This is a genomic window from Sphingomonas citri, assembly GCF_019429485.1.
Taxonomy (GTDB): domain Bacteria; phylum Pseudomonadota; class Alphaproteobacteria; order Sphingomonadales; family Sphingomonadaceae; genus Sphingomonas; species Sphingomonas citri.
In genome coordinates, this window is the sequence record NZ_JAHXZN010000009.1 from 21,362 (window position 1) to 46,858 (window position 25,497).

Annotated in this window: 26 protein-coding genes and 2 pseudogenes; 11 read left to right on the plus strand and 17 right to left on the minus strand. The window is 64.1% G+C overall.

Annotated features, from left to right (window positions below):
- Position 1: 1 nt before the first annotated feature.
- The 4 genes from KZ820_RS17990 to KZ820_RS18005 all read right to left on the minus strand — a co-directional run bounded on the left by KZ820_RS17990 (position 2) and on the right by KZ820_RS18005 (position 3,524).
- Positions 2 to 1,165, minus strand: coding sequence for an efflux RND transporter periplasmic adaptor subunit (locus tag KZ820_RS17990; RefSeq protein WP_219750241.1), 1,164 nt, complete (start codon positions 1,163 to 1,165; stop codon positions 2 to 4).
- Positions 1,162 to 2,424 (minus strand): TolC family protein, encoded by a 1,263-nt coding sequence (locus KZ820_RS17995; RefSeq protein WP_219750242.1) that lies wholly within the window; start codon positions 2,422 to 2,424, stop codon positions 1,162 to 1,164. Before KZ820_RS17995 ends, KZ820_RS17990 begins: the two co-directional genes overlap by 4 nt.
- Positions 2,425 to 2,478: 54 nt before the next feature.
- Positions 2,479 to 2,811 (minus strand): hypothetical protein, encoded by a 333-nt coding sequence (locus KZ820_RS18000; RefSeq protein ID WP_219750243.1) that lies wholly within the window; start codon positions 2,809 to 2,811, stop codon positions 2,479 to 2,481.
- A gap of 80 nt (positions 2,812 to 2,891) precedes the next feature.
- On the minus strand, positions 2,892 to 3,524 hold the full coding sequence (locus KZ820_RS18005) for a cation efflux transmembrane domain-containing protein (RefSeq protein WP_219750244.1): 633 nt from the start codon (positions 3,522 to 3,524) through the stop codon (positions 2,892 to 2,894).
- 67 nt (positions 3,525 to 3,591) lie between these two features.
- Here KZ820_RS18005 and KZ820_RS18010 point away from each other — a divergent pair, with 67 nt between their 5' ends.
- Positions 3,592 to 4,005: a MerR family transcriptional regulator gene (locus KZ820_RS18010; RefSeq protein ID WP_219750360.1), complete on the plus strand. Its 414-nt coding sequence runs from the start codon at positions 3,592 to 3,594 to the stop codon at positions 4,003 to 4,005.
- Positions 4,006 to 4,036: 31 nt separating this feature from the next.
- Here KZ820_RS18010 and arsH read toward each other — a convergent pair whose 3' ends face one another.
- Genes arsH through KZ820_RS18035 form a run of 5 tightly spaced genes read right to left on the minus strand, consistent with a single transcriptional unit; the run spans position 4,037 to position 7,272 of the window.
- Positions 4,037 to 4,783: an arsenical resistance protein ArsH gene (gene arsH, locus KZ820_RS18015; protein ID WP_219750361.1), complete on the minus strand. Its 747-nt coding sequence runs from the start codon at positions 4,781 to 4,783 to the stop codon at positions 4,037 to 4,039.
- Entirely contained in the window at positions 4,783 to 5,217 is a 435-nt protein-coding gene (arsN2, locus tag KZ820_RS18020; RefSeq protein ID WP_308462273.1) for an arsenic resistance N-acetyltransferase ArsN2, read from the minus strand. The genes arsH and arsN2 overlap by 1 nt, the downstream gene beginning before the upstream one ends.
- Complete coding sequence (locus KZ820_RS18025) at positions 5,214 to 6,500, minus strand: arsenic transporter (RefSeq protein WP_219750246.1); 1,287 nt, start codon at positions 6,498 to 6,500, stop codon at positions 5,214 to 5,216. Before KZ820_RS18025 ends, arsN2 begins: the two co-directional genes overlap by 4 nt.
- Positions 6,500 to 6,928, minus strand: coding sequence for an arsenate reductase (glutaredoxin) (gene arsC / locus KZ820_RS18030; RefSeq protein WP_219750247.1), 429 nt, complete (start codon positions 6,926 to 6,928; stop codon positions 6,500 to 6,502). Before arsC ends, KZ820_RS18025 begins: the two co-directional genes overlap by 1 nt.
- An 11-nt stretch (positions 6,929 to 6,939) precedes the next feature.
- A complete protein-coding gene (locus KZ820_RS18035; protein WP_219750248.1) occupies positions 6,940 to 7,272 on the minus strand; it encodes an ArsR/SmtB family transcription factor in 333 nt (110 codons plus the stop codon).
- A gap of 434 nt (positions 7,273 to 7,706) precedes the next feature.
- Between KZ820_RS18035 and KZ820_RS18040 the strand changes: the two genes are divergently transcribed.
- On the plus strand, positions 7,707 to 9,137 hold the full coding sequence (locus KZ820_RS18040) for an ISNCY family transposase (protein ID WP_219750249.1): 1,431 nt from the start codon (positions 7,707 to 7,709) through the stop codon (positions 9,135 to 9,137).
- 119 nt (positions 9,138 to 9,256) lie between these two features.
- Here the strand turns inward: KZ820_RS18040 and KZ820_RS18045 are convergent, their stop codons facing one another.
- Together KZ820_RS18045 and KZ820_RS18050 are read right to left on the minus strand one after the other, a co-directional pair.
- Positions 9,257 to 10,831, minus strand: a complete 1,575-nt coding sequence (locus tag KZ820_RS18045; protein WP_258048321.1) for an MFS transporter — start codon at positions 10,829 to 10,831, stop codon at positions 9,257 to 9,259.
- Positions 10,832 to 10,970: 139 nt separating this feature from the next.
- Positions 10,971 to 12,671 carry a chloride channel protein gene (locus tag KZ820_RS18050; protein WP_258048322.1) on the minus strand — a complete coding sequence of 567 codons (1,701 nt, stop codon included), beginning with the start codon at positions 12,669 to 12,671 and terminating at the stop codon, positions 10,971 to 10,973.
- 121 nt (positions 12,672 to 12,792) lie between these two features.
- On the opposite strand from KZ820_RS18050, the gene KZ820_RS18055 reads away from it, so the two are divergent.
- Entirely contained in the window at positions 12,793 to 13,194 is a 402-nt protein-coding gene (locus tag KZ820_RS18055; RefSeq protein WP_219750252.1) for a MarR family winged helix-turn-helix transcriptional regulator, read from the plus strand.
- A 107-nt stretch (positions 13,195 to 13,301) separates the two neighbouring features.
- On the opposite strand, the gene KZ820_RS18060 is transcribed toward KZ820_RS18055, so the two are convergent.
- Positions 13,302 to 13,691 carry a winged helix-turn-helix transcriptional regulator gene (locus KZ820_RS18060; protein WP_219750253.1) on the minus strand — a complete coding sequence of 130 codons (390 nt, stop codon included), beginning with the start codon at positions 13,689 to 13,691 and terminating at the stop codon, positions 13,302 to 13,304.
- Between the two features lie 91 nt (positions 13,692 to 13,782).
- On the opposite strand from KZ820_RS18060, the gene KZ820_RS18065 reads away from it, so the two are divergent.
- The 5 genes and pseudogenes from KZ820_RS18065 (at position 13,783) to KZ820_RS22030 (ending at position 16,794) form a co-directional block, all read left to right on the plus strand.
- A complete protein-coding gene (locus KZ820_RS18065; RefSeq protein ID WP_219750254.1) occupies positions 13,783 to 14,508 on the plus strand; it encodes an SDR family NAD(P)-dependent oxidoreductase in 726 nt (241 codons plus the stop codon).
- A 12-nt stretch (positions 14,509 to 14,520) separates the two neighbouring features.
- A complete protein-coding gene (locus KZ820_RS18070) occupies positions 14,521 to 15,156 on the plus strand; it encodes a DsbA family oxidoreductase (protein ID WP_219750255.1) in 636 nt (211 codons plus the stop codon).
- A gap of 204 nt (positions 15,157 to 15,360) precedes the next feature.
- Positions 15,361 to 15,834 (plus strand): annotated as a pseudogene (locus KZ820_RS22370) (transposase); the annotation flags it as partial.
- 141 nt (positions 15,835 to 15,975) lie between these two features.
- Positions 15,976 to 16,344 (plus strand): annotated as a pseudogene (locus KZ820_RS22375) (transposase); the annotation flags it as partial.
- 9 nt (positions 16,345 to 16,353) lie between these two features.
- The gene (locus KZ820_RS22030) at positions 16,354 to 16,794 is read left to right on the plus strand and encodes a transposase (protein WP_258048337.1); all 441 of its coding nucleotides are present in this window, start codon (positions 16,354 to 16,356) and stop codon (positions 16,792 to 16,794) included.
- A gap of 23 nt (positions 16,795 to 16,817) precedes the next feature.
- On the opposite strand, the gene KZ820_RS18080 is transcribed toward KZ820_RS22030, so the two are convergent.
- From KZ820_RS18080 to copC, 5 genes are all read right to left on the minus strand, one after another.
- The gene (locus KZ820_RS18080; RefSeq protein WP_219750256.1) at positions 16,818 to 17,462 is read right to left on the minus strand and encodes a recombinase family protein; all 645 of its coding nucleotides are present in this window, start codon (positions 17,460 to 17,462) and stop codon (positions 16,818 to 16,820) included.
- Positions 17,463 to 17,868: 406 nt separating this feature from the next.
- On the minus strand, positions 17,869 to 19,701 hold the full coding sequence (locus KZ820_RS22260; protein WP_219750257.1) for a putative bifunctional diguanylate cyclase/phosphodiesterase: 1,833 nt from the start codon (positions 19,699 to 19,701) through the stop codon (positions 17,869 to 17,871).
- 155 nt (positions 19,702 to 19,856) lie between these two features.
- Complete coding sequence (locus KZ820_RS18090) at positions 19,857 to 22,550, minus strand: hybrid sensor histidine kinase/response regulator (protein WP_308462274.1); 2,694 nt, start codon at positions 22,548 to 22,550, stop codon at positions 19,857 to 19,859.
- Between the two features lie 222 nt (positions 22,551 to 22,772).
- A complete protein-coding gene (gene copD, locus KZ820_RS18095; protein ID WP_219750259.1) occupies positions 22,773 to 23,702 on the minus strand; it encodes a copper homeostasis membrane protein CopD in 930 nt (309 codons plus the stop codon).
- Positions 23,703 to 24,074, minus strand: coding sequence for a copper homeostasis periplasmic binding protein CopC (gene copC / locus KZ820_RS18100; RefSeq protein ID WP_219750260.1), 372 nt, complete (start codon positions 24,072 to 24,074; stop codon positions 23,703 to 23,705).
- Between the two features lie 120 nt (positions 24,075 to 24,194).
- Here copC and KZ820_RS18105 point away from each other — a divergent pair, with 120 nt between their 5' ends.
- Genes KZ820_RS18105 through KZ820_RS18115 form a run of 3 tightly spaced genes read left to right on the plus strand, consistent with a single transcriptional unit; the run spans position 24,195 to position 25,470 of the window.
- Positions 24,195 to 24,467 carry a hypothetical protein gene (locus tag KZ820_RS18105; protein WP_219750261.1) on the plus strand — a complete coding sequence of 91 codons (273 nt, stop codon included), beginning with the start codon at positions 24,195 to 24,197 and terminating at the stop codon, positions 24,465 to 24,467.
- Positions 24,464 to 24,904, plus strand: coding sequence for a periplasmic heavy metal sensor (locus KZ820_RS18110; RefSeq protein WP_219750262.1), 441 nt, complete (start codon positions 24,464 to 24,466; stop codon positions 24,902 to 24,904). The genes KZ820_RS18105 and KZ820_RS18110 overlap by 4 nt, the downstream gene beginning before the upstream one ends.
- Positions 24,901 to 25,470, plus strand: coding sequence for an RNA polymerase sigma factor (locus KZ820_RS18115; protein WP_219750263.1), 570 nt, complete (start codon positions 24,901 to 24,903; stop codon positions 25,468 to 25,470). Before KZ820_RS18110 ends, KZ820_RS18115 begins: the two co-directional genes overlap by 4 nt.
- Positions 25,471 to 25,497: the final 27 nt, after the last annotated feature.

A 25,497-nucleotide genomic window follows, 5' to 3' on the forward strand; every position in this document is an offset into this window, starting at 1 on the left:
CTCAGTCCATGTCCATCCCGCCACCCTTGCCGAGTTCGGCTTTGAGGGTGAACGAGTTCGTCGTGGCGATCCGCTCCTGGCCGTTGAGGCCGGAGCTGATGATGACCTGATCGCCGTTGCGGCGACCGGCCGTGACTGGGGTCGCGTGGAAGCCGGTCGGGGTGCGGACGAAGACGACGGTGCGGTTCTCGATGCTTTGCACTGCCGTGGAGGGGACCGAGACGCTACGATCGCCGTTGGCGGGCAGCATGAAGCTCGCCGTCACCGGCTCGCCCACCCGCCAGGTGTTCCCCGCATTGTCGAGCGTGGCGATGACAGGCACGAGGCGCGTGCTGTCATCGAGCGCCGGGGACACGAACGACACCCGTCCTTCCTGTCTACGACCGGCTGCGGTTACCTCGACCCGCGTACCCGGCCGAATACGGCCTGCATCCGCGGGCGAGACCGAGGCGGTGATCGTCACCCGCGAGAGGTTCGCGACCCGGTAGAGTTCGGCGTTCGCATCGACGGTCTGGCCGAGGACGGCCGGACGGGCGATTACCTGACCTGAGATCGGCGAGCGCATGGCGATGCGGTTGAGGGCACCACCACCGCCCCCCGTGGCACCGAGCTGCTGCTGCGCGAGACGCAGCGCGATTCCCGCCTCCGTCGCCGCGGTCCGCGCAGCCACCAGGTCCTGTTCGGGCGAGACACGCTCGGCAAACAGCCGCTGTTCGCGCCGTAGGTTCGACTGCGCCAATGCGGCGCGGGCGCGAGCGGCCTCGACTTCCGCCTTCAGCGAAGCGGCCTCGCGGCTCTCGATCACCGCCAGCGGGTCACCCTGCCGGACAGGCTGGCCGAGGTTGCGCGTGAGCGCGACCAAGCGACCGCCGATGGTCGCGGAGACGACTTGGACGCCTTGGGAATCGCCCTGGACGAGCGCGGGCAACTCGATGGCGCCGGCGACCCCGCCCACGGTCGGGCGGGCGACCTCAATGCCGGCATCGGCGATCTGCCGAGCCGTGAGCGTCACCGCATCCTTATCCGCCTTCTTCTCGGCCCCTTCACCCTTCTCCATGCCCTCCATACCGGCCATGTCGTCGGTCTTCTTTTCGGCCCCGCCGCACGCAACGAGCGCCAGCGGAAGCAAAGCGGACAGCATGGTCCGCGCGTGCTTGGTTTTCATCGTGCGTCCTTCGCATCGGTAGGCGCCGGGGCGGCGAGCCGTTCCAGCCGGGCTTGTGCGTCATGATAGGCGGCCAGCGCGTCGATCGCGGCCGCACGGGTGTCAGCGAGTGTGCGCTCAGCCTCCAGGAGATCCAACTGTCCGAACTTGCCCTCGCGGTAGCCGATACGCGCGATCCGGGCGGCTTCCTGCGCCGCGGCAAGCGTCGGTCCGGTCGCATTACGGGCGGTCGTCGCTGCATTCGCAACGTCGCCCTGTGCCGAAGCGATGGCCTGTTCCGCATCGAGCAGCGCGAGGCGGCGCTGCGCGTCCGCCTGAGTTCGTTGGGCAGAAGCCAGATCGACGGCCGCGCGGCCATTGTTGAAGAGCGGCAGCGGCACTGACAGGCCAACCACGGCAGCCGTATCGTTGGTCATCGCAAGCCTGCGTGCGGACGCGCTGATCGTCACGTCCGGAACCCGCTGGCTTCGGGCAAGGCGGACCTGCGCCGTCGCCGTGGTGAGATCGGCCTGAACCGCCGCGGCCGTCAGCGTGCCTTCACTGCGCACCGGCAACCGTGGCCCTGCGCCTTCGATACGGGCGAACCAGGCTGTATCCAGCGAGCTGGCGCCGCGCCCGATCAGCCGGGCAAGATTGCCGAGCGCCACTTGGGCGGATCGCTCCGCGCGCTCGGCCGCCCCTTCCGCATTCAGCCGAGCTACGTCAGCGCGCTGCTCTTCGAGCGGTGAGGCGCGGCCGGCTGCAACGCGGACCCGTGCTGCACGCAGTACCTCGTTTGCGATCCCGACCTGTTCGCGGGCGGTGACTACCCTGCGTTGCGACGCCGCTGCATCATTATAGGCCTGCGTGACCCGCAACCGGAGATCGGCCTGAATGATCGCCGCTTCGAGCGAAGCGCGGTCGAGTTGCGCATTGGCGACCGCGACGCGCGCCGACCGCTTGCCGCCGAGTTCGAGTGGCAAGGATACGCCGACCGTCGTTTCGGCCGAGCGCAGTCCCTTGTAGATACCGGTGCCGGCGACGTTCTCGCTCATCGTGTCGAGCGACGGATTAGGCCGCAATCCGGCGATCGAGCGTTGCGCTTGTGCCGCCTGAATGCCCGATCGGGAGACCTCGACCGCCGGCGATATCGCGCCGGCCGCGGTAAGTGCTTCATCAAGGGTCAGCGGCGGTGCCGACACCTCCGTGTCCTGTGCCTGTGCCGAGTTGCTCGACGCACAGGCTGTCGCGACCAGCACGGCCGCTATCATGCGCTTCATTGTAGATGCTCCTGACGAACCAGTCTCAGGCGCCGGGAGGCGCCCAGTGCGTCGTCAGGCCTGTGGCGGTCGAAGCGCCGGGTCGCTCTGATGCGCAAGCCAGAGCGGAACCTTGTGGCTCGCAAATTCGGCCCAGTTGTCGATCAGAGCGACGTCGACACTATGCTCAGCCGGTGCAGCGACATGGTGGCCGTGACAGACGGTGTGATGGTGAGGATAGCCCTTGTCCGCATCGGCGGGCACCTCGTCGCAGTCGCCAGCCATGTGCATGATCGTATTGACCTGAGAGGTCTCGACGCACCCGACGCTTTCCGTAGCCTGCGCCATGCCCGCCCAGCCGGTCAGGACCAGCATCAGACAGGCGAGAAAGGGCAGCAGCTTGCGCATGAGCTTGCTCCTTATCATTCCATGAGCACTGCGTAACCCGCGATCATCGGACGCTACCGAGCTAGCGTTGCTTTCGACCTTCATGAGCGGCCACCCAATTCTGCCAACGCACCTCGGGTGATCTCCCAAGCGGAGTGCAGGAACAGGATCGCGATGACGCCGGCGACCGCGAGGTCGGGCCATGCCTTTCTGGTCCACGCCACCAGGCCGGCGGCAATGATGACGGCGATGTTGGCGAGCGCATCGTTCCGGCTGAACAGCCAGATAGCCCGTACATTGGCATCGCCTTCACGAAACCGCGACAGGACGAGCGCCGCACTGACGTTGACGATAAGGGCAACGATCCCGATGCCGCCCATCAGATCGGCGACGGGTGCCACGGCGTTCATCGCGCGCCAGATGGCAAAGCCGATGACACCCAGCCCCAATGTTCCGAGGAACAAGCCTTGGGCAAGAGCGACCCTTGAGCGGGCTGCCGCAGCCCAGCCCAGCGCGATGAGGCCGAACAACGAGATGGCGCCGTCGCCGATGAAGTCGAGGGCATCGGCCTTGAGCGCCTGACTGTCGGCGATGAACCCACCGACGATTTCGATCAGCCCGAAGCCGAGGTTCAGGAGTACGACGATCCATAGGGCACGACGATAGGCAGGGTCGCGCTCCGCACGTTTCGTATCGCCCGTGCAGCCGCACGTAGAGGATTCGCTTGCGCTCATCCCGCTCCGTTACGATCTACAGTCACTGTAGGAGCAACCGGAAAATCGCGAGGATCGCAAGGTGTTGATGATTGGCGACATAGCGAAAAGGACCGGGACCAAGGTCAACACGATCCGCTTCTATGAAGACATCGGCCTGATGCCGGAGGCTGCGCGCACGGCAGGTGGGCGCCGCACCTACGGTGATGCGGAGGTTCGCCAGCTCGCCTTTATCCGGCATGCCCGTGATCTGGGGTTCTCGACCGACGAAATTCGATCCCTGATCGCCTTGTCGGCCAACCCCGATCAGGATTGTAAGGAAGCAGGCTCGCTCGCCCGCCGGCACCTTGCGAGCGTGGAAGACCGCATTGGCCGCCTGATGGCGCTCAGGGACGCGTTGGCGGCTGCGACACGGGATTGTGAGGGCGGCAGGATCGCGGATTGCCGGGTTATGGAAGCGATCACGTCGCCGCCCGATTTGGCCGGCGGAAGGCGGGTCTAGGCTGCATGTACGCAACTCTTGGCGAAGCCCGTCAGGATTGCGGCACTGTCGCGATGCTGGAAAGGTCCTTAGCGGTGTCGATCGGCACCCCGACTTCCTTGCGCTCCGAATAGCGATCTACGAGTTGGGCAGTGTGCGGGCGCAGCAGCACCGTGAAGCGCACGAGCTCCTCCATCACGTCCACGATCCGGTCATAGTAGCTGGACGGCTTCATGCGCCCGGCGTCATCGAACTCGTTGAACGCCTTGGCGACGCTCGACTGGTTCGGGATCGTCACCATACGCATCCAGCGACCCAGCACGCGGAGCGTATTGACGCTGTTGAACGACTGCGAGCCGGCCGACACCTGCATCACCGCCAGCGTACGGCCCTGCGTTGGGCGCATCCCGCCCATCGCCAGCGGCAGATGATCGATCTGCAGCTTCATGATGCCAGTGATCTGGCCGTGGCGCTCAGGGCTGCACCACACCTGACCCTCCGACCATAGAGACAGCTCGCGCAACTCGTGGACAGCCGGATGGTCGTCGCCGGCATGTTGGTCGGGTAGCGGTAGGGTCGATGGATCGAAGATGCGCGTCTCGCAGCCGAAGAACCGGAGCAGGCGCGCCGCTTCCTCGACGCACAGCCTGGAGAAGGACCGTTCACGCAGCGAACCATAGAGCAGAAGGATACGCGGCGCGGAATCGAGCGGGCCAAGCCCCAGCGCCGGCCGCTGTATGACATAGGCGGGATCGAGCGCCGGCAGGGTATCGGGATCGGCGAGTGTGCGGAGCGGCATCAGAGAGCTTTCACGAGATAGACGGCCGACGCCGGGCATAGCGCGGTAAACTCGCGCGATCGGGCGATGGCCGGGGGAGCCGCGCCGCGATCGGCGTGGGCATAGCCGAGCGTCCGGAAGAACGGCGCGGCCGTCGTCGTCAGGAGGTGGAGGCGACGTACCCCAAGGGTGTGCGCCTGTCGTTCGAGGGTGGTGACCAGTGCCCGGCCCAGGCCATGCCCGCGGCGATCGGCGAGGACGACGATCGAGCGGAGCAGGCGGTCGGCCCCTTCGCCCTCCAGCCCGCCATAGCCGACGAGGCTATCGGCCTCGACCCGGAAGAACAGGCGGTCAGGTTCGGCGAGGTCGGCGCTCGGCAGGCTCGCGGCGTCGAGAAACCATGCCAGCTCGGCCAGCTCGGCAGGTTCGAGCGTAGTGATGGTCAATGCCGTCACGCGATGCTGATCCTGATCGCGAGCGCCGCGAGCGTGATGAGCAGCACCGGCACGGTAAGCGTGACGCCTACCCGGAAGTAATAGCCCCATCCGATCCTGACGCCCTTTTGTCCGAGGACGTGGAGCCACAGCAGCGTCGCGAGCGAGCCGATCGGCGTCAGCTTGGGGCCGAGATCGCAGCCGATCACGTTGGCGTAGATCATTGCTTCCCTGATCGCGCCTGTCGCGTGGGTGGCGTCGATCGAGAGCGCGCCTACCAGCACGGTCGGCATGTTGTTCATCACCGATGACAGGATGGCCGCGATCACTCCCGTACCCAATGCGGCGCCCCACACTCCGCCTTGCGCGGTACGATCGAGCAGCGCCGCCAGATGATCCGTCAGACCTGCGTTCCGCAGGCCGTAGACGACGAGGTACATGCCGAGCGAGAAGATCACGACCTGCCAGGGTGCGCCGCGCAGCACCTTGGCCGTCGAGATCACATGGCCCCGCCCCGCGATCACCAGCAGCAGGATCGCGCCGGCAGCGGCCACGGTGCTGACCGGCACGCCGAGCGGTTCGAGCAGGAAGAAGCCGGCGAGCAGCAGCGCAAGAACGATCCAGCCCGCGCGGAACGTCGTGGTATCGCGGATCACCTCACCCGGCGCGCGCAGCGCCCCCACGTCATAGTCCGCCGGTATGTCGCGCCGGAAGAACAGCAACAGCGCCCCCAGCGTGGCCGCGATCGACACCAGATCGACCGGCACCATCACGGCCGCATAGTCGCCGAACCCGATCCTGAAGAAGTCGGCTGACACGATGTTGACGAGGTTCGATACGACCAGCGGCAGGCTGGCAGTGTCGGCGATGAACCCGGCCGCCATGACGAAGGCCAGCGTCGCCTTGTCCTTGAACCCCAGCGCGCGCAGCATGGCGATGACGATCGGCGTCAGGATCAGCGCGGCCCCGTCGTTGGCGAACAGCGCGGACACCGCAGCGCCGAGCAGCACGATCAGAACGAACAGCCGGCGACCGCGCCCCCCGCCCCAGCGGGCGACATGCAGCGCGGCCCATTCGAAGAACCCGGCTTCATCGAGCAGCAGGCTGATGACGATGATCGCGACGAACGCGGCGGTCGCGTTCCAGACGATGCCCCATACCACCGGCACGTCGGACAGCGTGACGACGCCTGCGAGCAGCGCCACGACCGCCCCGCCCATCGCGCTCCACCCGATGCCGAGGCCCCTGGGTTGCCAGATGACGAGCGCGATCGTCGCGACGAAGATCAGGACGGCAAGGAGCATCAGGCGACGCGCTGGCCCGAAGCATCGACCACCTGTTCCCCGTCTTCCTTGGCAAACGCGCCGAGCTGGCCGCTCGGCAGCAGATCAAGGACGGCTTCGGACGGCCGGCACAGCTTCACGCCGAGCGGCGAGACGACCAGCGGCCGGTTGATGAGGATCGGATGCGCCATCATCGCGTCCACCAGCGCGTCGTCGGACAGCGACGTGTCGCCCAGGCCCAGCTCCGCATAGGGTGTTCCCTTCTCGCGCAGCAGCTTGCGGGGCGTCATGCCGGCGCGGTCGATCAGCTCGACCAGCAGCGCGCGCGAGGGCGGGGTTTTCAGATATTCGACCACATGCGGCTCGATGCCGGCATTGCGGATCATCGCCAGCGTGTTGCGCGACGTACCGCACTCGGGATTGTGGTAGATGACGATATCGACGGCCACGGGGCGTCCTTTCAGCAGCAGGGGGCGAGCTCGGCGATGAGCGGGGCGCACAGTTCGGGCGAGCCGGCGCAGCAATCCTTGACGAGGAACAGGGTCAGCGTCCGCAGGCCGTCGAGGTCGGCGCGGTAGATGATCGATCGGCTATGGCGTTCGGAGCGGACCAAGCCCGCGCGGGCGAGAATGCTGAGATGCGAGGACATGGTGTTCTGCGGCACGTCGAGCTGACGGGCAATATCACCCGCAGCCATGCCGTCCGGCTCGTGCCGCACCAACAGGCGGAACACATCAAGGCGCGTTCCCTGCGCCAGCGCACCAAGCGCAGCTATAGCCAAATCCTTTTCCATATATCCAGCATAGCAGATATATGGTTCCGCGCTACCTGTTCGGTTGGATTGAGCCAGTTTCAGATTTCTCAAAATCGGCTTCGAGATGGGATTTGGGAACGCCTGCGCATTTCCATCTACCGATCCTCGTGGGAAAGCGCGCGCGGTGTGACCGAGCCCGCCGCTGTCGCAGCGGGTCCAAGGGCGCAGGAGCCGAGAGGACAATGCCTCAGCGGGGGCAGCGCTGCGCTGCTTGGGGGGCTCCACGCTGCCCCCGCTGCCACGAAGCGGTGTCATTTCTATCTGGCGGAGAATGTGTCTTTTCTAACTGGCGGCAACACGTAGTGTAGACGCAACGTACAAATGGCACACTCCCGCTAGTTAGAAATGGCACAGCGGTTCTGCAGCGGGCCTCCGGTGTCATAGCCTTCCTCGGCAACGAGGACGCGCATGGTATGACGGTGCTGACGATGAGTGCTGCAGAGATCACCCGGTTCGACACGCTTATGCGGCTCGACCGCGGCGAGATCCGGATCCCGGACGCGATGGAGCTGCTGGGCCTCCAGCGGCGGCAAATCTACCGGTTGCTCGATCGCCTGAGACACGAAGGTGCTGCGGGCCTCGTGTCGCGCAAGCGTGGGCGGCCGAGCAATCGGCGCTACAGTGATGCCTTCCGCGCCGAGGTGGTCGCGCTGGTGCGAGAAAATTATGCCGACTTCGGGCCGACGCTCGCGCGCGAGTACCTCGCCGAGCGCCACGGCCTCGGCCTGTCGTGCGAAACACTGCGGCAGATCATGATGGAAGCCGGGCTTTGGAAGGATCGCGCCGCCAGGCGCCCTCGCCCGTACCAGCCCCGCTACCGGCGCGACTGTCGCGGTGAGCTGGTCCAGGTCGACGGCTCGAAGCACTGGTGGTTCGAGGACCGCGGGCCGCAATGCACGCTGCTGGTGTTCATCGACGACGCCACGAGCGAGCTGATGCACCTGGAGATGGTCGAGAGCGAAAGCACCTTCTCCTACATGCGCGCGACGCGGACGTATCTCGAACGGCACGGCAAGCCGGTCGCCTTCTACACGGACAAGCACAGCGCCTTCCGTAACAACACGGCCTCGGCGAACGGCGACGGGATGACTCATCTTGGGCGTGCGCTGGACCGCCTGAACATCGACCTGATCTGCGCGAACTCGCCGCAGGCCAAGGGCCGCGTGGAGCGCGCCAATGCGACGCTGCAGGACCGGCTCGTCAAGGCGATGCGGCTCCACCGCATGGACACCATCGACCAAGCCAACGCCTTCCTCCCCTCCTACATGGCGCAGCACAACCAGCGGTTCGCTAAGGCGCCCTTCGACCCGCGCGATCTGCATCGGCCGCTGGCCATCCACGAGAACCTTGAAGCGGAGATGGTATGGCGCGAGAAGCGCACCGTCACCGGCGCCCTCACCCTCCACTACAACAAGGCGATGTTCATTCTGGAGCCGACCCCGGTCGCTCAGGGGCTCGCGCGCAAGAAGGTCGACGTGTGCGAGTACCCGGACGGACGGCTCGAGATCCAGCACGAGGGAGAGGCCCTGCCCTATCGGATCTTCGACAAGATGCGCAGGGTGAACCAGGCGCCGGTGATCGACAACAAGCACCTCGACGCGGCGCTGGCGCTTGCACACGCCATCCAGCAGGTGCAGCCGCACCACGCCAAGCGCAACAACCACGAGCCCGCGCGTACCGCTCAGCCCGGCGGGATGTTCAAGGCCCCCTCGCCCGTACCACCCGGGCCGAAGCTCGATCGCCGCAAACTCAGCGATCAGCGCCTGAAGCGAGGCCCTCGCCTCTCCAATGACGAACTCATTGCGCGCGGCCTGGGCGAGTATGTCCGCCAACACACTGGATGACCGAAGGCTGTGCCTGCCGGCGTTTCGAAAACGATCAGTTTCGAGAACGATCAAAGCCAACTGACAACGCTGGTCGGCTTATCACCCACAGCGGTTTGAATGGACGCGCCATGCATTTTCTACCGCTCGACAGAAATGGAAGGGCCATTGGTCGCGTCGAGCTCCCGAAGGTCGCGCCCGCGCGTTTCACGCCCGAATACGGCCACGAGCAGGAGTGAAAGCGCGGTCGGCACCATGACCAGCAGCGAGGAGCGTCCCATCGACAAGGTTATGCCGCTGATCGTCAGACCCTGCGCCAGCAGTCCGCCCCCCTTCGTGCAAGCGGCAACCCAGCCCGTCGCACGGGCACGCACCCGGAGCGGAAAGCTTTCCGCAGCATAGGGCAGGACGATCGCAATGATACCGTTCGTCCCGACGATCAGCAGCGCTACCGGCAGAACCGGACTGCCGACCCCAGCGAGTTCCAGGCGCAGGACCAGTAGCAGTCCGGCCAGCGTGATGGCCGTCATCGCCAGGAGCGCCCCCTTCGTACTCCACCGACTGTACAGCAGCGCGGCGACGAAGACCGTCGGGAATGCGATCAGCGCGCTCTCGGCGAGCAATCGGCTCGACACGCCGACCGAATAGCCCTGTGCGACCAAGTCGGCCGGCAGCCAGAGCAGCAGGCCGAAGTTGATAAGTCCCCATGACAGGGCGCACATGCTGAGCGCTGCCAGCTTGCCGTAAAGGCTGATTCCGGTCAGCGCATCCGACACGCCCTTTTGCGCATGTTGTGCCGGACCCGCCCGCTGCGCCTTCGCGCCGAAACGCCGCATCACCTCTTCCGCCTCGCTCGTCCGGCCACGCGCCAGCAGAAATTTGGCGGACTCCGGGATGAAGGCGCCGAGGACGACGAGGGTCAAGCCGGTCGGCAAATTCGCCAGCCAGAGGATCCGCCAGCCGAAGATCGGTTGCAGCACCGCCGACATGCCGCTGGCCGCGAAATAGCCGCCGACCGCCCCCAGTCCGCCGACGAGGACGAGGCTCCAGCCCCGATGGCGGCTCGGCATCATCTCGGCGAGCAGCGCATAGGTCACCGGCAGCATCCCGCCAGCCGCGGCACCCATCATGAAGCACATGGCGATATTCCAGGTGAGGCTCGGCATCGCGCCACAGATCGACGTGCCGACGAACATCACCGCCGATAACAGGATCGACGCCTTGCGACCGTACAGGTCGGCGATCCAGCCCCACAGTACCGATCCGACGACCGTGCCCGCCAGCGCGAAGAACGGGACCAGCGAGACGGTTTTCTTCGGCACGCCATATTCGCTGACCATGCCGGGGACGGTAAAGCCGAGCGAGGCGGGCTTCATGACGTCGATCACCAGCGCGATGACCAGCACCGCCATCAGCCCCCAATGCGCCGGACCCAACGCCGCGTCCTCCGGCGGTGCGACGATGATGTCTGCCGCCGCAGTACGCTGGGCCGCTACGTTGCGAGGCAGGAGGCCATAGGCGGCCGTCAGCGTCCCCAGCACGATCAACGCCATGCCGACCAGCATCATGCTGTCCATCGGCATGCCGGCGAGGCGATAGTGCATCGACCGGGCCATAGCGAACATGGGCAGGTGCGCACACACGCCGAAGGTGACGGCGATGCAGCCCAGCACAAACGCCCAGACCGCCTGCCGGTCTGACAGCGTACTTCTCATCGCCCGCATCGTGCTCCATACCCCTCTAAGTGACCGGCATCAGGTGACATGTCGTCATCTCGGCCTGCCGCGTCATGCGGCGTCTTTTCATACCTCGGCAAAACCGGACAGAGGCGCGCTGATGATCCGGATAGCGCGTTCACTGCGCTTTTCGACCGGTAAACCGCATCCGGTCGCGCTCGTCGCTGTGCCAGCCAGTTCGCGCAAGGAGCAGATCACGGCGGGCAATCAGACCGACGAGCATGCCGCCGTCATCCACCACCGGTACCCGGCCGATGTCCTTGGCCAGCATCAGTTCGGCGACGCGATCGACCGGCAGGGTCGGCGGAACGGTGGAGAGGGAAGCATCCGATACCATATCGCCCAGCGTCGCAGCCGGATCGGGCGGCGAATCCATCCAGCGTAGCGCATCGGCGCGCGATACGAGGCCGACCGGCCGTCTATCGCCATCTACGACTGGGTAGGAGCGATGCGGGGCATCTCCGAAAAACACGGCAGCGTCCGCAACCGACATGGTGGCGAGCAGCGTATCGGGATCACGCGTCATGATCTCCCCGACCCGGACGAGGCTCAGCGGATCGACGGCATATTCCTGGCTAAGGTGACGGCCACGCCGGGCGATCTTCTCAGTCAGGATCGACCGGCGGAGCACCAGCACCGCGATCGCATAGCCCGCTATGCTTGCCGCTGCCGCTACCGGCAGCGCATCGAGGCGACCCGTCAGTTCGACCGCGAAGACGGCTGCGGTCAGCGGTGCGCGCATCGATGCGCTCATCATCGCCGCCATACCCGCCAGTGCATACAGGCCTACACCGCCCGGCAGCCAGTGCCCCGCCAGCGCACCGACCGCGCCGCCCAGCATCAATAGTGGCGCAAGGATGCCGCCGGACGTACCCGACCCTAGCGCGACCAGCCATACCATCGCCTTGATGACCAGCAGCAGCACGATCGCGCGTACCACCATCGATCCGTCGAGCAGCGCTTGGATATTGTCGTAGCCCGCGCCGAGCACGCGCGGATCGATCAGCCCGCCGATCCCAACGACGAGCGCCCCCAGTGCCGGCCACCACATCCAATGGACCGGCAGGCGATGGAAGCCGTCCTCGATCTTGTACAGCGCCGATGACAGCGACGAGGCCAGAACGCCGACGACGACGCCCAGAGCTGCCGCACCGACCAGCGTCGTCGCATCGATCGTCATCCGCGCGACGAGCGGGAACATCGGCCCGCTGCCGATCATCAACGGGCGCCACGCGATCGCGGCCAGAGCGGCGACCGTCACCGGCACGAAACTGCGCGGCTTCCATTCGAAAAGCAGCACCTCGATCGCGAGCAGCATCGCTGCGACCGGCGTGCCGAAGATCGCGGTCATCCCCGCCGCGGCGCCCGCCACCAGCAGGGTCTTGCGCTCAGCGGCGCTCAGGTGAAAGCATTGCGCCAGCAGCGAGCCGATCGCGCCACCGGTCATGATGATCGGCCCCTCTGCACCGAACGGACCACCCGATCCGATCGAGACGGCCGCCGACACCGGCTTGAGCACCGCGACCTTGGGCGAGAGCCGGCTCTGCCCAAACAGGATCGCCTCGATGGCTTCGGGAATGCCGTGGCCGCGAATCTTGTCGGACCCGAACCGCGCCATCAGCCCGATGACAAGGCTGCCCGCAATCGGCACCAACAGCGTGCGCGGGCCGTGCGCCGCAGGCACGATCGACACCGATGCGAACGACGCGCGGCCATACCAGGCGAGGTTGGTCGCCAGCGCGATCAGCTTCAACAGCAGCCAGGCTGCTGCAGCACCACCGCTGCCGATGACGAGCGCCAGACCGGCGAGCATCAGCATGCGGCGGTCGGCGGTGTGGTCGGCGAGGCGGAGCGGACGAGACGGATGAAAAATCATTACCGGCAGTTATATCGTACTACGATATTTCTTAACCGGTCGTTTTCATGCCATGATCGATGCCATGGACGATCTGATCAGCGACAAGGACTATCGCGCTCTCGCCGGGTTTCGACGGCAATTGCGCACGTTCCTGTCCTTCAGCGAAGACGCGGCCGTAGCCGCCGGCATCACCGCGCAGCAGCATCAGGCTCTCCTGGCGCTGCGCGCATCGCCCGATCTTGCATTGCCGGTCGGAGAACTCGCCGATCAACTCCGGCTACGCCCGCACAGCGCCTCCGGTCTCATCGATCGATTGGAAAAACTCGACTTGGTACGGCGAACGGCCGGCACGACTGATCGCCGAAGCGTGACCGTAGTGTTGACTCCGGCCGGGGCAAACAAGATCGCCGCGCTTGCGCTTACTCACCGTGGTGAACTTCGCCGCCTGCGTCCACTGCTGCTGAATATGCTCTCAGACTTGTGATCGTATGGCGCAGGCGGAAGAGGCAACAACGGAAACCGCCGGGACATTCCCTTTGGGATGGTGAAACGGGACAGGCTGCGCCACGGGCAGGTCCGCAACCTCCTTTTTCAAAATATCTCATCATTATGAATTTTGAGGCTCGCCCTTTTACTTTCTATTTGCTCAATATTTTTGAGTACCCAACTAGCTAATTGTAGTAGCGGCTCGGACAGAGATTGACCCATAGTCGTCAAGCTGTATTCTACTTTAGGTGGAATGGTAGGATATACCTTTCTCAAAACCATTCCATCCTGCTCTAGGGATTTGAGAGTCCGCGTGAGCATCTGTTGGGATATACCACCAATTAGTCGCTTAAGCTCGTTGAAGCGCCTCGGGCGTTCAACAAGCATCGTGACGGCGAGTATCGTCCATTTGTCGCCAAGCCGACTGAGAACAGCGCTGACCCTGCGGCAGTTTGGGTTATCGCCGGGCTGATCCGGCGAAACAGTCATATCCATGTGACCTAGCCTCAAAAATATGCGTCCTTGTGAAGACTGCTGGTCAGGATAGATGGTTTGGTCACTGAAACATACCAGCGACAGGGGCATCATGACCGCTAGCAAAACTCTCGCCGTTTTCGGTGCTGGACCGGGCCTCGGTAACTCCCTTGCCGAATACTATGGGCAAAAGGGGTATCAAGTGGCGCTCGTCGCTCGCGACAGCGCAGCGCTCGAAGAGCGCGCTGCGAAGCTGGGGAAAGCCGGCATCACTGCCGCAGCGTTCCCCTTCGACCTGACCGATATTGCCGGCATTCCAGCACTGGTCCACTCCATCGAGGAACGCTTCGGCTCGGTCGACGTCGCTGTTTATTGCCCCTTGCCGTCTGATGGCAGCTTCGTTGCCGCCGCAGACCTCGATGCGGCTACCCTTCAGTCGATGGCGAACATCTTCGCCTTCGCACCGATCGAAGTGTCTCATACTCTGTTGCCGGGGATGCTTGCCCGCGGCGGAGGCGCCATTGTCCTCGTAGGTGGCTTGGGTGCCGTGTTTCCGACGCCCGGTTTCAGCGGCGCGGCGCCGCTGATGGCAGCAGCCCGCAACTACACCCATACCCTTCATGCCGAGTTGGGCGAAAAAGGCGTCTTTGCCGGTACCGTCAGCATCGGTGCGATGATCAACAACTCGACCGGGATGCGTGCCGCGACGGCAGGAGGTCGCAAACTGGACCCCAGGTTCCCCATCATCGAACCGGCCACCATCGCTGACGCCATCTGGCAACTCACCACGAAGCGTGACCGGAACGAGGCGATCCTTCCGCCGCTGCCCAGTGCTTGATGGGGAAAGGCCATGTTGAAGATCGATCTATATACCGACGTCTCATGCCCTTGGTGCATTTTGGGCATGTATCGCCTTGATAAGGTCTTGGCCGAACGGTTCTCCGAACTAAAGGTTGATATCGAACATCACCCGGTGCTGCTGATGCCGGATGCGCCGGCAGCGGGGGTTCACATCCCAGATATGCTTCGCTCACGCTATGGTGTGACCGATCCCCGGCAAGCGTTTGCAAGACCCGAGATGGAGGCCCGCGCGTCCGGCTTGGGCCTCGACCTAAGCCGGCAACCCTGGGCCTATCCTACACAACCCGCGCACGCGCTCATCTCGGCAGCTCGCGAGCGTGGCACGCAACACAAGCTCGCGGTTGCCATCAGCAACGCCTACTTCCTCGAGGCGAAAAACACCTCCGATCCCGATATCCTCGCGGAAATCGGTGCAGCCAACGGCTTCGATCGCGATGAGGCGCGAGCAATTGCCCTCAATCAAATCGAGCACCACCGTGTCGAGCAGGAATCTGCGGAAGCCAGTCGAAAGGGCGTGCGTTCCGTGCCCCACTTCATCTTCGATGATCGATTGGCGATCAACGGTGGCCGCAGCGAGGATGAAATCGAGCGCGCCATACGACAAGGATTGGAGGGCAAACCTTAGCTTGGGCTTGTCCGATTAGGATCGAATTTCGGGAAAGCTAAGGGCTTCCTGAAATCGCAGCAACAGCATTAAATGGGAATACGATGCTGCCGGTTAGCCACGTCGACCGGCGCTGGTGAGTGTCACAACCGTTCGGGCCTGTTGAAAAATGCCGGACATGCCGGGTTGCTCCTTCGTTTCACCCCTACCGTGAGGAGCGCCGCTATGATGGGACCAGCGTGTCGCAGTGGGCGGGGAGGGGCGTCCAGCCGCACCATAGAAGCCTTGTTGCCCGCCGACCACCTCTTGCGCCGCATCGACCGGTGTCTCGACACGTCCGAATCTAGGGAAGCGTTGGCCGGTCATTACAGCACTCGAGGGCGGCCATCGATCGACCCCGAACTGCTCATCCGCATGACCCTGATCGGCCGCATTTACGCGATCACATCCGAGCGGCGCCTGTGTGAGGAACTGCGCTACAATCTTGCCTATCGCTGGTTCTGCCGTCTCACGCCGGGAGATAAAGTCCCGCACCACTCGACCTTCAGCAAGAACCGGCATGGTCGCTTTCGCGATGCCGGCGTCTTCCGGCAGCTGTTCGAGGCCACGGTGCGCCGCTGCATCGGGGAGGGTCTGATCGGAGGCAAGGACGCCGCGATCGACGCCTCGTTCATTGAGGCCGATGCGTGCTGGCAGCGCAAGACCGTGCCCGGCTATTTGCCCTATGTAGCGAACGCCGGTCGTCCCGTCCGGGAGTGGCTGAGCGATCAGGGCAGTGTCAGCACGAAGCCCGGCGGGTCGAAGGATTTCGAAGGCGTCTCGCGAACCGATCCCGCCGCAGCCTGGTCGGCGCGCCCGGGGCGCGCGCGGTTCGGCTATGCGCTGAATGCGCTGGTCGACACGCCGAGCGGCGTGGCGCTCGACGTCGAGGCGACGCCGGCTCGCTTTGCCGAGGAGGTCGATGCCGGCCGGGTCATGCTCGAGCGAGCCGCCGATCGCTTTGACTACCGCCCCAAACGGGTCGCTGCCGACAAGGCCTACGGCAGCGCCGGCTTCCTTGGCTTCGTGCGAGATCAGGGCGCGATCCCGCACATCCCGGTAATCGACCGCACGCAGCAGACGAAGGGCAAGCTGCCGCGAACGGCATTCAGCTATGACCGTGACACCGACAGCTTCACTTGTCCGATCGGCAAGACGATCCGGCACTAAACCTTCCATCTGCCTACTGGCGTACACCGCTATGCTGCCGATGCACGGGACTGCGAAGGCTGCGTGCTTCGGAAGACATGCACCAAGGCGCGACGTCGCACGCTGGTTCGTCTCGACAATGAGGACGCCCGGGATCTCGCCAGAGCCGAGCTGGAAACCGGGCTCTTCAAGCGATCCATGCGGTTGCGGCGCGGGGTAGAGCGGTTCTACGCCGACGCCAAAGGCAAGCATGGCATGCGGCGGCTTCACCTGCGCGGCATTCGGGGAGCGGAGGAAGAGTTCCTGATCGGCGCGGCGGTGATGAACCTGATGATCCTGGCACGACCACAGCGCCTGACCGGCAAGCCTAGGCGAGGCAGGTGCGTTCCCGCAGCGTTGACCCCGGCGGCCATATCGGCCCGGTCGATCGAGCATGACGTGATCGTATCGCCACCGCGACAATATGCCTGATCGCTGACGGGCTTCGCGCACGGTCACGCGGCGCGCACTCGTTCTTTGCGGTACGGCACACCGTCGATCAGTGCTTGGCCCGGCGCCTTGGGCGTGCCGTCACCATTCACGTACATATAGAGCGTCGTGGTCGTCATGCCGAGGCGGCGAGCGACGTCGGCAGCGACTGCGTTGCGATCGGACATCGCAGCCATCGCCATCGCAAGGGTAGCCTTGTCCATCTTGCGCGGCCGCCCGCCCATACGTCCCCGCGCGCGTGCCGCGGCAAGTCCTGCCTGTGTCCGCTCGGCGATGAGCTCGCGCTCGAACTCGGCGAACGCTGCGAAGATGCCAAAGGCGAGGCGGCCGTTGGCGGTCGTGGTGTCGATCTGCGCGCCGGCGCCCGCCAGCACCTTCAGCCCGATGCCGCGTTCGCGCAGCGCCTCGGCCGTGATGACTAGATGGCGGAGGTCGCGCCCAAGACGATCGAGCTTCCAAAGGACAAGTGTGTCACCGGGTTGCAATGCCTTGAGGCAAGCGGTCAGGCCGGGGCGGGCGTCGTGCCGACCTGACGCGAGGTCTTCATATATCCGCGAGGGATCGACGCCGGCAGCGAGCAACGCATCGCGCTGAGGTGCCAGCGTCTGCGAGCCGTCAGCCTTGGACACCCTCACATATCCGATGAGCATTGTTACCCCGCCAGAAAAGACATCCGACCCCCTGCAATGTGCCGGTGGTTTCCGCAACGGGTTTTCCGATTGCCGGAATGCGCTGAGGAGGCAAAATCCTCGGTCGCCAGAAAACCGGTCGTTTTTCTTGCGGACGCGACCGAAGGGCCGCCCCGTTTTTCCGTGTACAATGGCCAGTTTTGGGAAACGGCAATCGGGAACAGATTTTGGGAGACGGCCCCGGTCTTGCCATCGATCGTGCGGATCTCCCTCTGAACGGCCCGACGCTCGTCCAATTGGGAACGCCCGATCTTGCACCTGCCACAGCCGATCAGGGTCGTTTGACTGGCTTAACCATGATTACCATACCCCCTCTAAAACCGCTGCCTTATCGCCTTCTTCTCCACCGTCGTCCTCGCTGCTACGGTCATCTTCTGGTTGTTATCAATGAGTCCTGATCACAATGGGCGCCTCGATCAGCCGCCTGCTCGACCGGGCGCAAATATCGCCCGGCGAGCGCCTCAGCCGTCATGGGTCGTCCGTAGCGATAGCCTTGGGCCTCGTCGCAGCCGAGCGAGATCAGGACATCTTCCTGACCGCCGGACTCGACACCTTCGGCGATGACGGTCAGCCCAAGACTTCGCGCCATAGCGACCACGGCACCGACGATCGCAGCATCACCCGCTTTGCGGTCGATTTGCGCCACGAAGCTCCGATCGATCTTTAAGCGGGTCAGCGGGTATTTCTGAAGGAGGCTCAGCGACGCGAACCCTGTACCGAAATCGTCGAATGCCACTCCTACTCCTCTTGCCTTCAGCTTGCGCAGGGCTTTGGTCGACTGCGTGCTGTGGCGCAGTACCGTGGTCTCGGTAATTTCCAGCTCGAGCTGATGCGCTTGCAGATCGTGACGGGTGAGCGCCGAGGTGACCGTCTCGAACAGGCGATCTGAGCGAAGCTGCGCCGGGAAGAGGTTTACCCCCATCCTGACATTGCCGAGCCCGCGACGTTTCCACTCGGCTGCAGTTGAGCATGCCGAATCGATGATCCAGTCACCGACGCTTTCTGCAACCGTATTTTTCTCGAGAACGTCGATGAATGCATGAGGCTGCAGCAACCCGTGAACGGGGTGGCGCCAACGCAGCAGAGCCTCGACACCGACCAGATGCCCGTCAGCGAGCGACACTTGTGGCTGGTACCAAAGCTCGAATTCATGCCGGGCCAGAGCCGCTCGCAGTTCGACGCCGAGGCGCACCCGCTGTTCGGAGCGAGTTTGCATTGCTCGTGCGAAGAACGTTCTCGTCCCGCCGCCTTCGCCTTTCGCATTGTAAAGCGCGAGATCCGCACTCGATAGCAGCTGTCCGGCGCTAACGGCATCGTTCGGCGTCATGGCGATACCGATGCTTGTCTCGACAAAGACCGATTGTCCTGCAAGTTCGAATGATGTTTGAAAGCTCGCGAAGATTCGTGCGGCAATTCGATCGAGCAAAATGGGGTCTGCGCAATCGGTGATAAGGATCGCGAACTCGTCACCGCCCAGCCGTGCGACGAAACCACCATCCCCTAAAGCATTGCAAAGCCGGGTAGCGACGGCAGCGAGGAGTTCGTCACCGATAGCGTGACCTAAGCTATCGTTGACGTGCTTGAATCCGTCCAAATCCAGCATCATCAGCGCGCACGGTGACGTGCCGATCGCGTCGGTCAGCCTCGCCTGCAGCGCGTTGCGATTGGGAAGTGACGTTAGCATGTCGCAATGGGCGAGATGCTCCAGGCGTCGTCGCGCTCGGCTCCGGTCCGTCACGTCACGGATGAGAGCGCCAAACATCGGCTTTCCCGCCTCGAACCACATCGACAGGGATAGATCGATCGGAACCTCATGCCCGTCCGCGTGCAGAGCAAGGATCTCGACAGCCTGTCGCGCAAGTCGGGCCCTTCCCGCTTTGACCGCCCGCGCGAGACCCGCATTATGCGCTGCGCGGTGCCTCTCGGGAATGATGATTGAAAGCGGCTTGCCGACAGCCTGCTCAGCCTCGTATCCGAACAGCTCTTCGGCGGCGGCGTTCCAGGAGATGATCAGGTTGTCGGATCCCGCACAGATCGCGGCAGTGGCTGAGTTCGAAAGCATTTGCGCGTAGCGGTTGTGGGCATCATGCTGACCTAGATTATCAATATTCTGATGCACCTTTAAACCTTCGATATCGCGGTCGTGGCTTCTGGCGACCTTGCTAGCACGGATTACCTTAACTAATTGCTTCTCCGGCACTTAGCCGTTACTCACCGCGCCGGCGGTCTCCGACTTCTCTGGCTCGCTTGTCGCTACGTCGCAGCTGTTGTCGATTTATACGAATGATCCGGCTTCCGCCGCATCACGTGTTACGATATCTCTGTTGCGGGCCCCGTAGGAATCACATGGCGGCGTTACGCTTCGCGGTTCGAGATCGTAATCCGAGCAAGGCATGCCGCGAGTTCCGCGCTCCTGAACGGCTTCGTGAGGCGCGCTAGTCCGGGTGATAAGTCTTCCACATCCGCATAGCCGGATACGATAAGGACCGGCAGATCCGGCAAGGCGGTTCGCAACGTCTGGGCGAGCTCCACCCCGCTCATGCCGGACATGAGATGGTCGGTGACGAGCAGATCGGGGACGGTGCCCTGCGCAACCAACGCCAGCCCTGCCTCTCCAGATTCTGCCTCCAGCACCTCGTATCCGAGTTCCTCGAGCATATCTGCCGTGCTCGCGCGAACGACTTCTTCGTCATCGACCAGCAGCACCAAGCCTCGATCGACGCTCGTCGGCGTCGAATTGGACGGCGCAATGTCGCCTTCGGGGATCGTGGCGCTGATCGGCAGCCACAACTCGACGTTAGTGCCGACACCTTCCCGGCTGCTGAGGGTTAAGGCGCCCCCAAGCTGCGCGGCGAGCCCATGCGCCATCGAAAGGCCCAAGCCCGTCCCCTTGCCGATGCCTTTGGTTGAGAAGAACGGTTCAACGGCGCGGGCGATGGTCGCCTCGTCCATGCCCATCCCGGTATCGGCTACCGAAAGGCGGATGTAGTGACCACGCTTGAGAGCGCCGCGGGGCACGCGTACGCTCTCGCGCGTGGCACTGATCCGAAGCGTTCCCCCTTGCGGCATGGCGTCGCGCGCATTCACGCCGAGGTTCAGCAACGCCATTTCAAGCTGATTGGCGTCTGCTCTGGCAGGCGGCAGATCATCGGCCACCTCCACGACGACGTGGACCTGAGGCCCGGTTGTGCTGGCGAGCAGATCGGCCATGCCCTCTACCAGTCCGGCGATATTTACCGCAGCCGGTTGCAGTGGCTGCCGGCGTGCAAAGGCGAGTAGGCGCTGCACCAGGACCTTGGCACGATCGGCCGACTGGATCGCCCCTTCGATGAGACGTTGTTCGCGTTCGCCGCCCACGCCCTTGCGCTGGAGCAGATCGAGCGATCCGACGATCGGCGTCAGCAGATTGTTGAAGTCGTGCGCGACCCCACCGGTCAGCTGGCCCATCGCTTCCATTTTCTGGCTCTGCCGCAAGGCTTCCTGCGCCTGCATCAGTTCCTGGGCCGCCTCGCGTTCCGTCGTGACGTCTCGCCCAACGGCGTAGAACACGTCGCCCTCGGGCACGAGGGTCCAGGAAATCCACCGCCAGCTGCCATCGGCATGCGCAAGCCGGTCCTCGAACCGTTCAATCTTTTCGCCGCGTTGCAGGCTTTCCATCACGGCTTGCACGGCCTGGTGATCGTCTGGATGGACCTGTTCGCGGAATGACATAGCCAACAACGTTGCGGCATCGCGCCCGAGTGTCGTTTCCCAAGCGGGATTGATCGCCTTCAGGAACCCGTCAAAGCCCATGATCGCCAACAGGTCGGGGCTCATTTCCCAGACCCGGTTGCGTTCCGCGGTCTGCTGCGCGACCTCATGCTCCAGTTGTTCGTTCAACTGCTGCAAGCGGATCTCCACCGCCTTGCGGACGGTGATGTCGATCGCGGTGCCGATCACCCGGTAGCAGTGACCCTGCGCATCGAAGAGGCCGCGACCCTTGGCCGCGACCCAGCGAATAACGCCGTCCTCCTTGCCGATCGTGCGATATTCGACGTCGTACAAGGTGCGAAGATCGGGATCGCTGGCAGAGGCGTAGGCGCTGAGGGTCTTTTCGCGATCGTCGGGATGCAGGCCGTCGCGGTAATCGTCCAACGTTACCGGCACGTCGGGCGAAATGCCGAACATGGCCTTGATGCTTGGTGGCCAGAACATGCGACCGGTGGACTGATCGACGTCCCACTGACCGATCTCCGCTACCTCCAGCGCCAATCGCAATTGCTCTTCGCTGAGCGCCAGCCGCTCTTCCGCCTCGCGGCGTTCATGGATGTCGATGACCGAACCGATATAGCCAAGATACTGGCCGTCATCCCCGAAGCGGGGACTCGCGGCATCGATCGCCCAGCGGTAGCCGCCGGAGACATGCTGCAGCCGATATTCCACACGGAAGGGTCGACGTTCCCTGTTCGCCGCCACAAAGGCGTCATGTGCTCGCGCGCGGTCATCCGGATGCGTCGCCTCGAGCCAGCCAAAGCCTTCGGCCTCGGCGGGCGTCTGACCCGTGAAATCATACCATTGACGGTTCAGGTAGGTGCAGGAGCCGGACGGGTCCGTCACCCACATCATCACTGGCGCGTGATCCGCCATGTTGCGGAACCGGCTTTCGCTTTCTCGCAAGGCGGACTCACGCGCCTTTTCTTCGGTGAGGTCCCGGACTTCGATGATCGTTCCGATGGGACGGCCGTCATCGCCAATGATCGGGGAGGCGGTGAAGGCGACGGGGTAGAAATGCCCGTCCTTGTGAACGAACACCTCCTCGCCCTGCATGCGATCATGCTCGGGGAAAGCCCGATCTATCGGACACTCTTCCAATGGATAGTGGCTTCCATCCGGCCGCTGATGATGGACCACATCATGGAGGGGACGGTTTTGCGCTTCGTCGAACCGGTAGCCCGTCAACGCCTCGGCCGCTGCATTCATGAAAATGCAGTGCTGGCGATCATCCATCAGAAAGATCGCCATCGTCGAGTTCGACACGATGGCGTTTAGTCGGCGCTCGACGGAATTCACTGGTTCGGCCCTCCAGCCCAAGATTGCTCCGGCCAGAGCCAATCATAACCCTCGCTAATTGAAGCGTATATCAGCGGATTGGACCAGTGATGAGACTATCACTGCCTCGCCCCTGTCGGCTAGCTTCAAAACACCACTCCAGTGGCGAGGGGGTCAGCGTACGAGAGACTTTTTCAACAGCCACGTTCGGTTGTGACACCTCTCATGCGGCACAAGCGCCGGTCACATCCCCGAGGCGGGGGGTGCGAGTGTTCCAAGCCAGGCGACGAGTGCGAGGATCACAACGGCGCACCCTGTTTCGACGGCAAGGCTGCGACGGAGCTGTCTGATCGCGCCTTGATGATCGGATGTCGCAATTGACTGGCCGAATGCGGGCGTGAGGCAAAAGCGGTTTAGCGACGCCAGCCCCAGCATCACGCCGAACAGCGCGAGTTTTGCGAGAAGGAGGCGTCCATAGAGCGTCGTGACGAGGCTCGACAGGTTGCCGATGCCGACCAGCAGCCACGCATTGACCAGCCCCGAGACGATGATCGTCGCGACGAAGATCGTCCCGGCCAATGAGAAGCCATCGAGAGCCCGATGCGTCAGCCTGAGATGGGCAGCGTCAACGCGGTGTGCGGGGCACGCTATCATCAGGCCAAGCGCCAGAAGTGCTCCGATCCACGCGCCTGCCGCCAGCAGATGGGTCGCGTCTGCCACCAGATGCACCCAACCGGTCACGGCATCGTCCATCGCACCGTGTCCGGTCCAGGCCAGCGTCGTCAGGGCAATGCCTGCCGCAACAGTCGCGGAGACGAGCGCGAGGGGACGTTTCGGTCCCCACCAGGCGACGAGGGAAGCATAGGCCAGCGCAACCATGCGCGCTTTCCAGGTCGTCCCGATCGAGGTGCCAGACAGGATCATCGAGATCGCATCATGGTCGATCGGCCAGGCAGGCGTTCCAGCCATCGCGGCAGCAAGCAGGGCCATGGCGACACACGACAGGATGAGGCCGGTTATTCCCAACCCGATCAGCCAGGCCCGCAGGGCGAACGCGTTGCCACGCTCGTCTCTCCGAAGCCCATAGAGGCTGAAAGCCGAAAGGCCGAACAGTCCGCCCAGCGCCAGATAGAGGGCGAAACGGATCGCGATCAGCGGCCAGTCGGCTTCCACCTACTTCACCGCAAAGGCGATATTGCCAGTGACGCGATGCGTGTCGGCCGAGACGACATGCCATGCGACGCTATAGCGACCCGCGGCGAGCGGCGCCCTGGGCGTGACGATGAGGGTACGGCCGTCCCCGCCGACCGTCGCCACTGCGGCGACCTTCATCGGCGCGTGTTCGGTGCCGCCATGCCCGGTCATAACGAGGTCGGCGCCCGAGAACTTCGGCATCAGCTTCTCGCTGAATTGCAGCGTCACGCGCGCAGGCTTGGTGACGGTCGCGTTCGGCGCGGGCGAGGCGGACAGGAGCTTGGGATGAGCCTGGGCAACGCCGGCAATGCCGAGAAGGGCCAGGGCAGCAGGGAGGAAGACGCGACGCATAGGGCTACTCCGTGGGGTTCGTGCCCTATTTACGCGGCCCGATCGCCGACCCCTCATCGGCGACATGAGGGATGATGGGCAGCCATGCGTAACGGATGTTAGAGGGGTGGAGTGGAAAACATGGACGATCTGGACAGAGCATTGGCGAGGCTGGCGGACGCACCCGCCCCGGCAGCGCTGGACGGTATCGAGGCGCGGGTCCTCGCCCGTATCGGCACGCGGCCGGTCGTGCATCAGGCCGGGCTCGGCCTTGGCGTGGTAACGGTTGCGGCAATGGCGATGGGTATGATCGGCGCCGAGTTGCCCGCATCCGCCAGCTCGGCGGTATCGCTCACCCCGCTTGGCGGCGCTTCGCCGCTCGCGCCCTCAAGCCTGCTGATCGGCGAGCCATGACCTCGACGCGTCGCTTCGTCTTTTGCGTCCTTCTCGCCTTCCTCGCGGCGATCGGGGGGGTGTTCGTCGGGCGTGCGCTGTTGCCCCAGCCCGAGCAGCCCGGCACGGCGCTCCACGAGGTGTTGCACCACAAGCTCGCGCTCGATGCCGACCAACAAACCCGATTGAAGGCGCTGGAAGATCGGTTCGCGGTCCAGCGGCGCGCGCTGGAGCTGGAGCTGCGGGCCGCCAACGCCCGCTTGGCCGAGGCGATCGAAGCCGAGCACGGCAATGGGCCGCGGGTCACAGCCGCGGTCGATCAGAGCCATGCTGCGATGGGCGAAATGCAAAAGGCGACGCTCGCCCACATTTTCGCGATGCGGCAGCTTCTACGCCCCGACCAGACCTCCCAGTTTGACGACGCGGTGGTGAAGGCGCTCACCGACGGTCAGGGGTGAGCCTCGATTGGACCGCGCTGTCTGACGGAGAGCTGGCGACGCTCAGCATCGCCGGTCGACAGGCTGCTTTTGCCGAAATCGTCCGCCGCTATCGTCAGCCGGTGTTCCGGCTCGCACGGGCCTGCGTCGGCGAGCCCGACGAAGCATTGGACCTCGTGCAGGAGACCTTCGTCGCGGCGCATCAAGCGCTGCCGCGGTACGACGCGCAGCGCGCGATGAAGGCGTGGCTGTCGACGATCGCGATCAACAAATGCCGTGATTGGGCGAGGAAGCGCACGGTGCGGCGCTTCCTCTCCTTTGCGCTTCCGATCGACAGCCAGGCCGATGCGATCGTGGACGATCAGGTGCCGATCGATGACAGTACGGCCGACCGCCAGGAGCTGGACCGCGTTACGCGGGCCATCTCCACCCTGCCGGCGAACCTGAAGGAGCCGCTGGTGCTCCGAACAATCGAGGGGTTGAGCCAGGCGGAGACGGCCGAGGTGTTGGGGATCAGCCAGAAGGCTGTGGAAACGCGGCTGTATCGCGCACGCGCGCGCCTCATGGAAAAGTTGAACGCGGACTGAGGGATGCCCAGCGGGCACGCGTAGAAG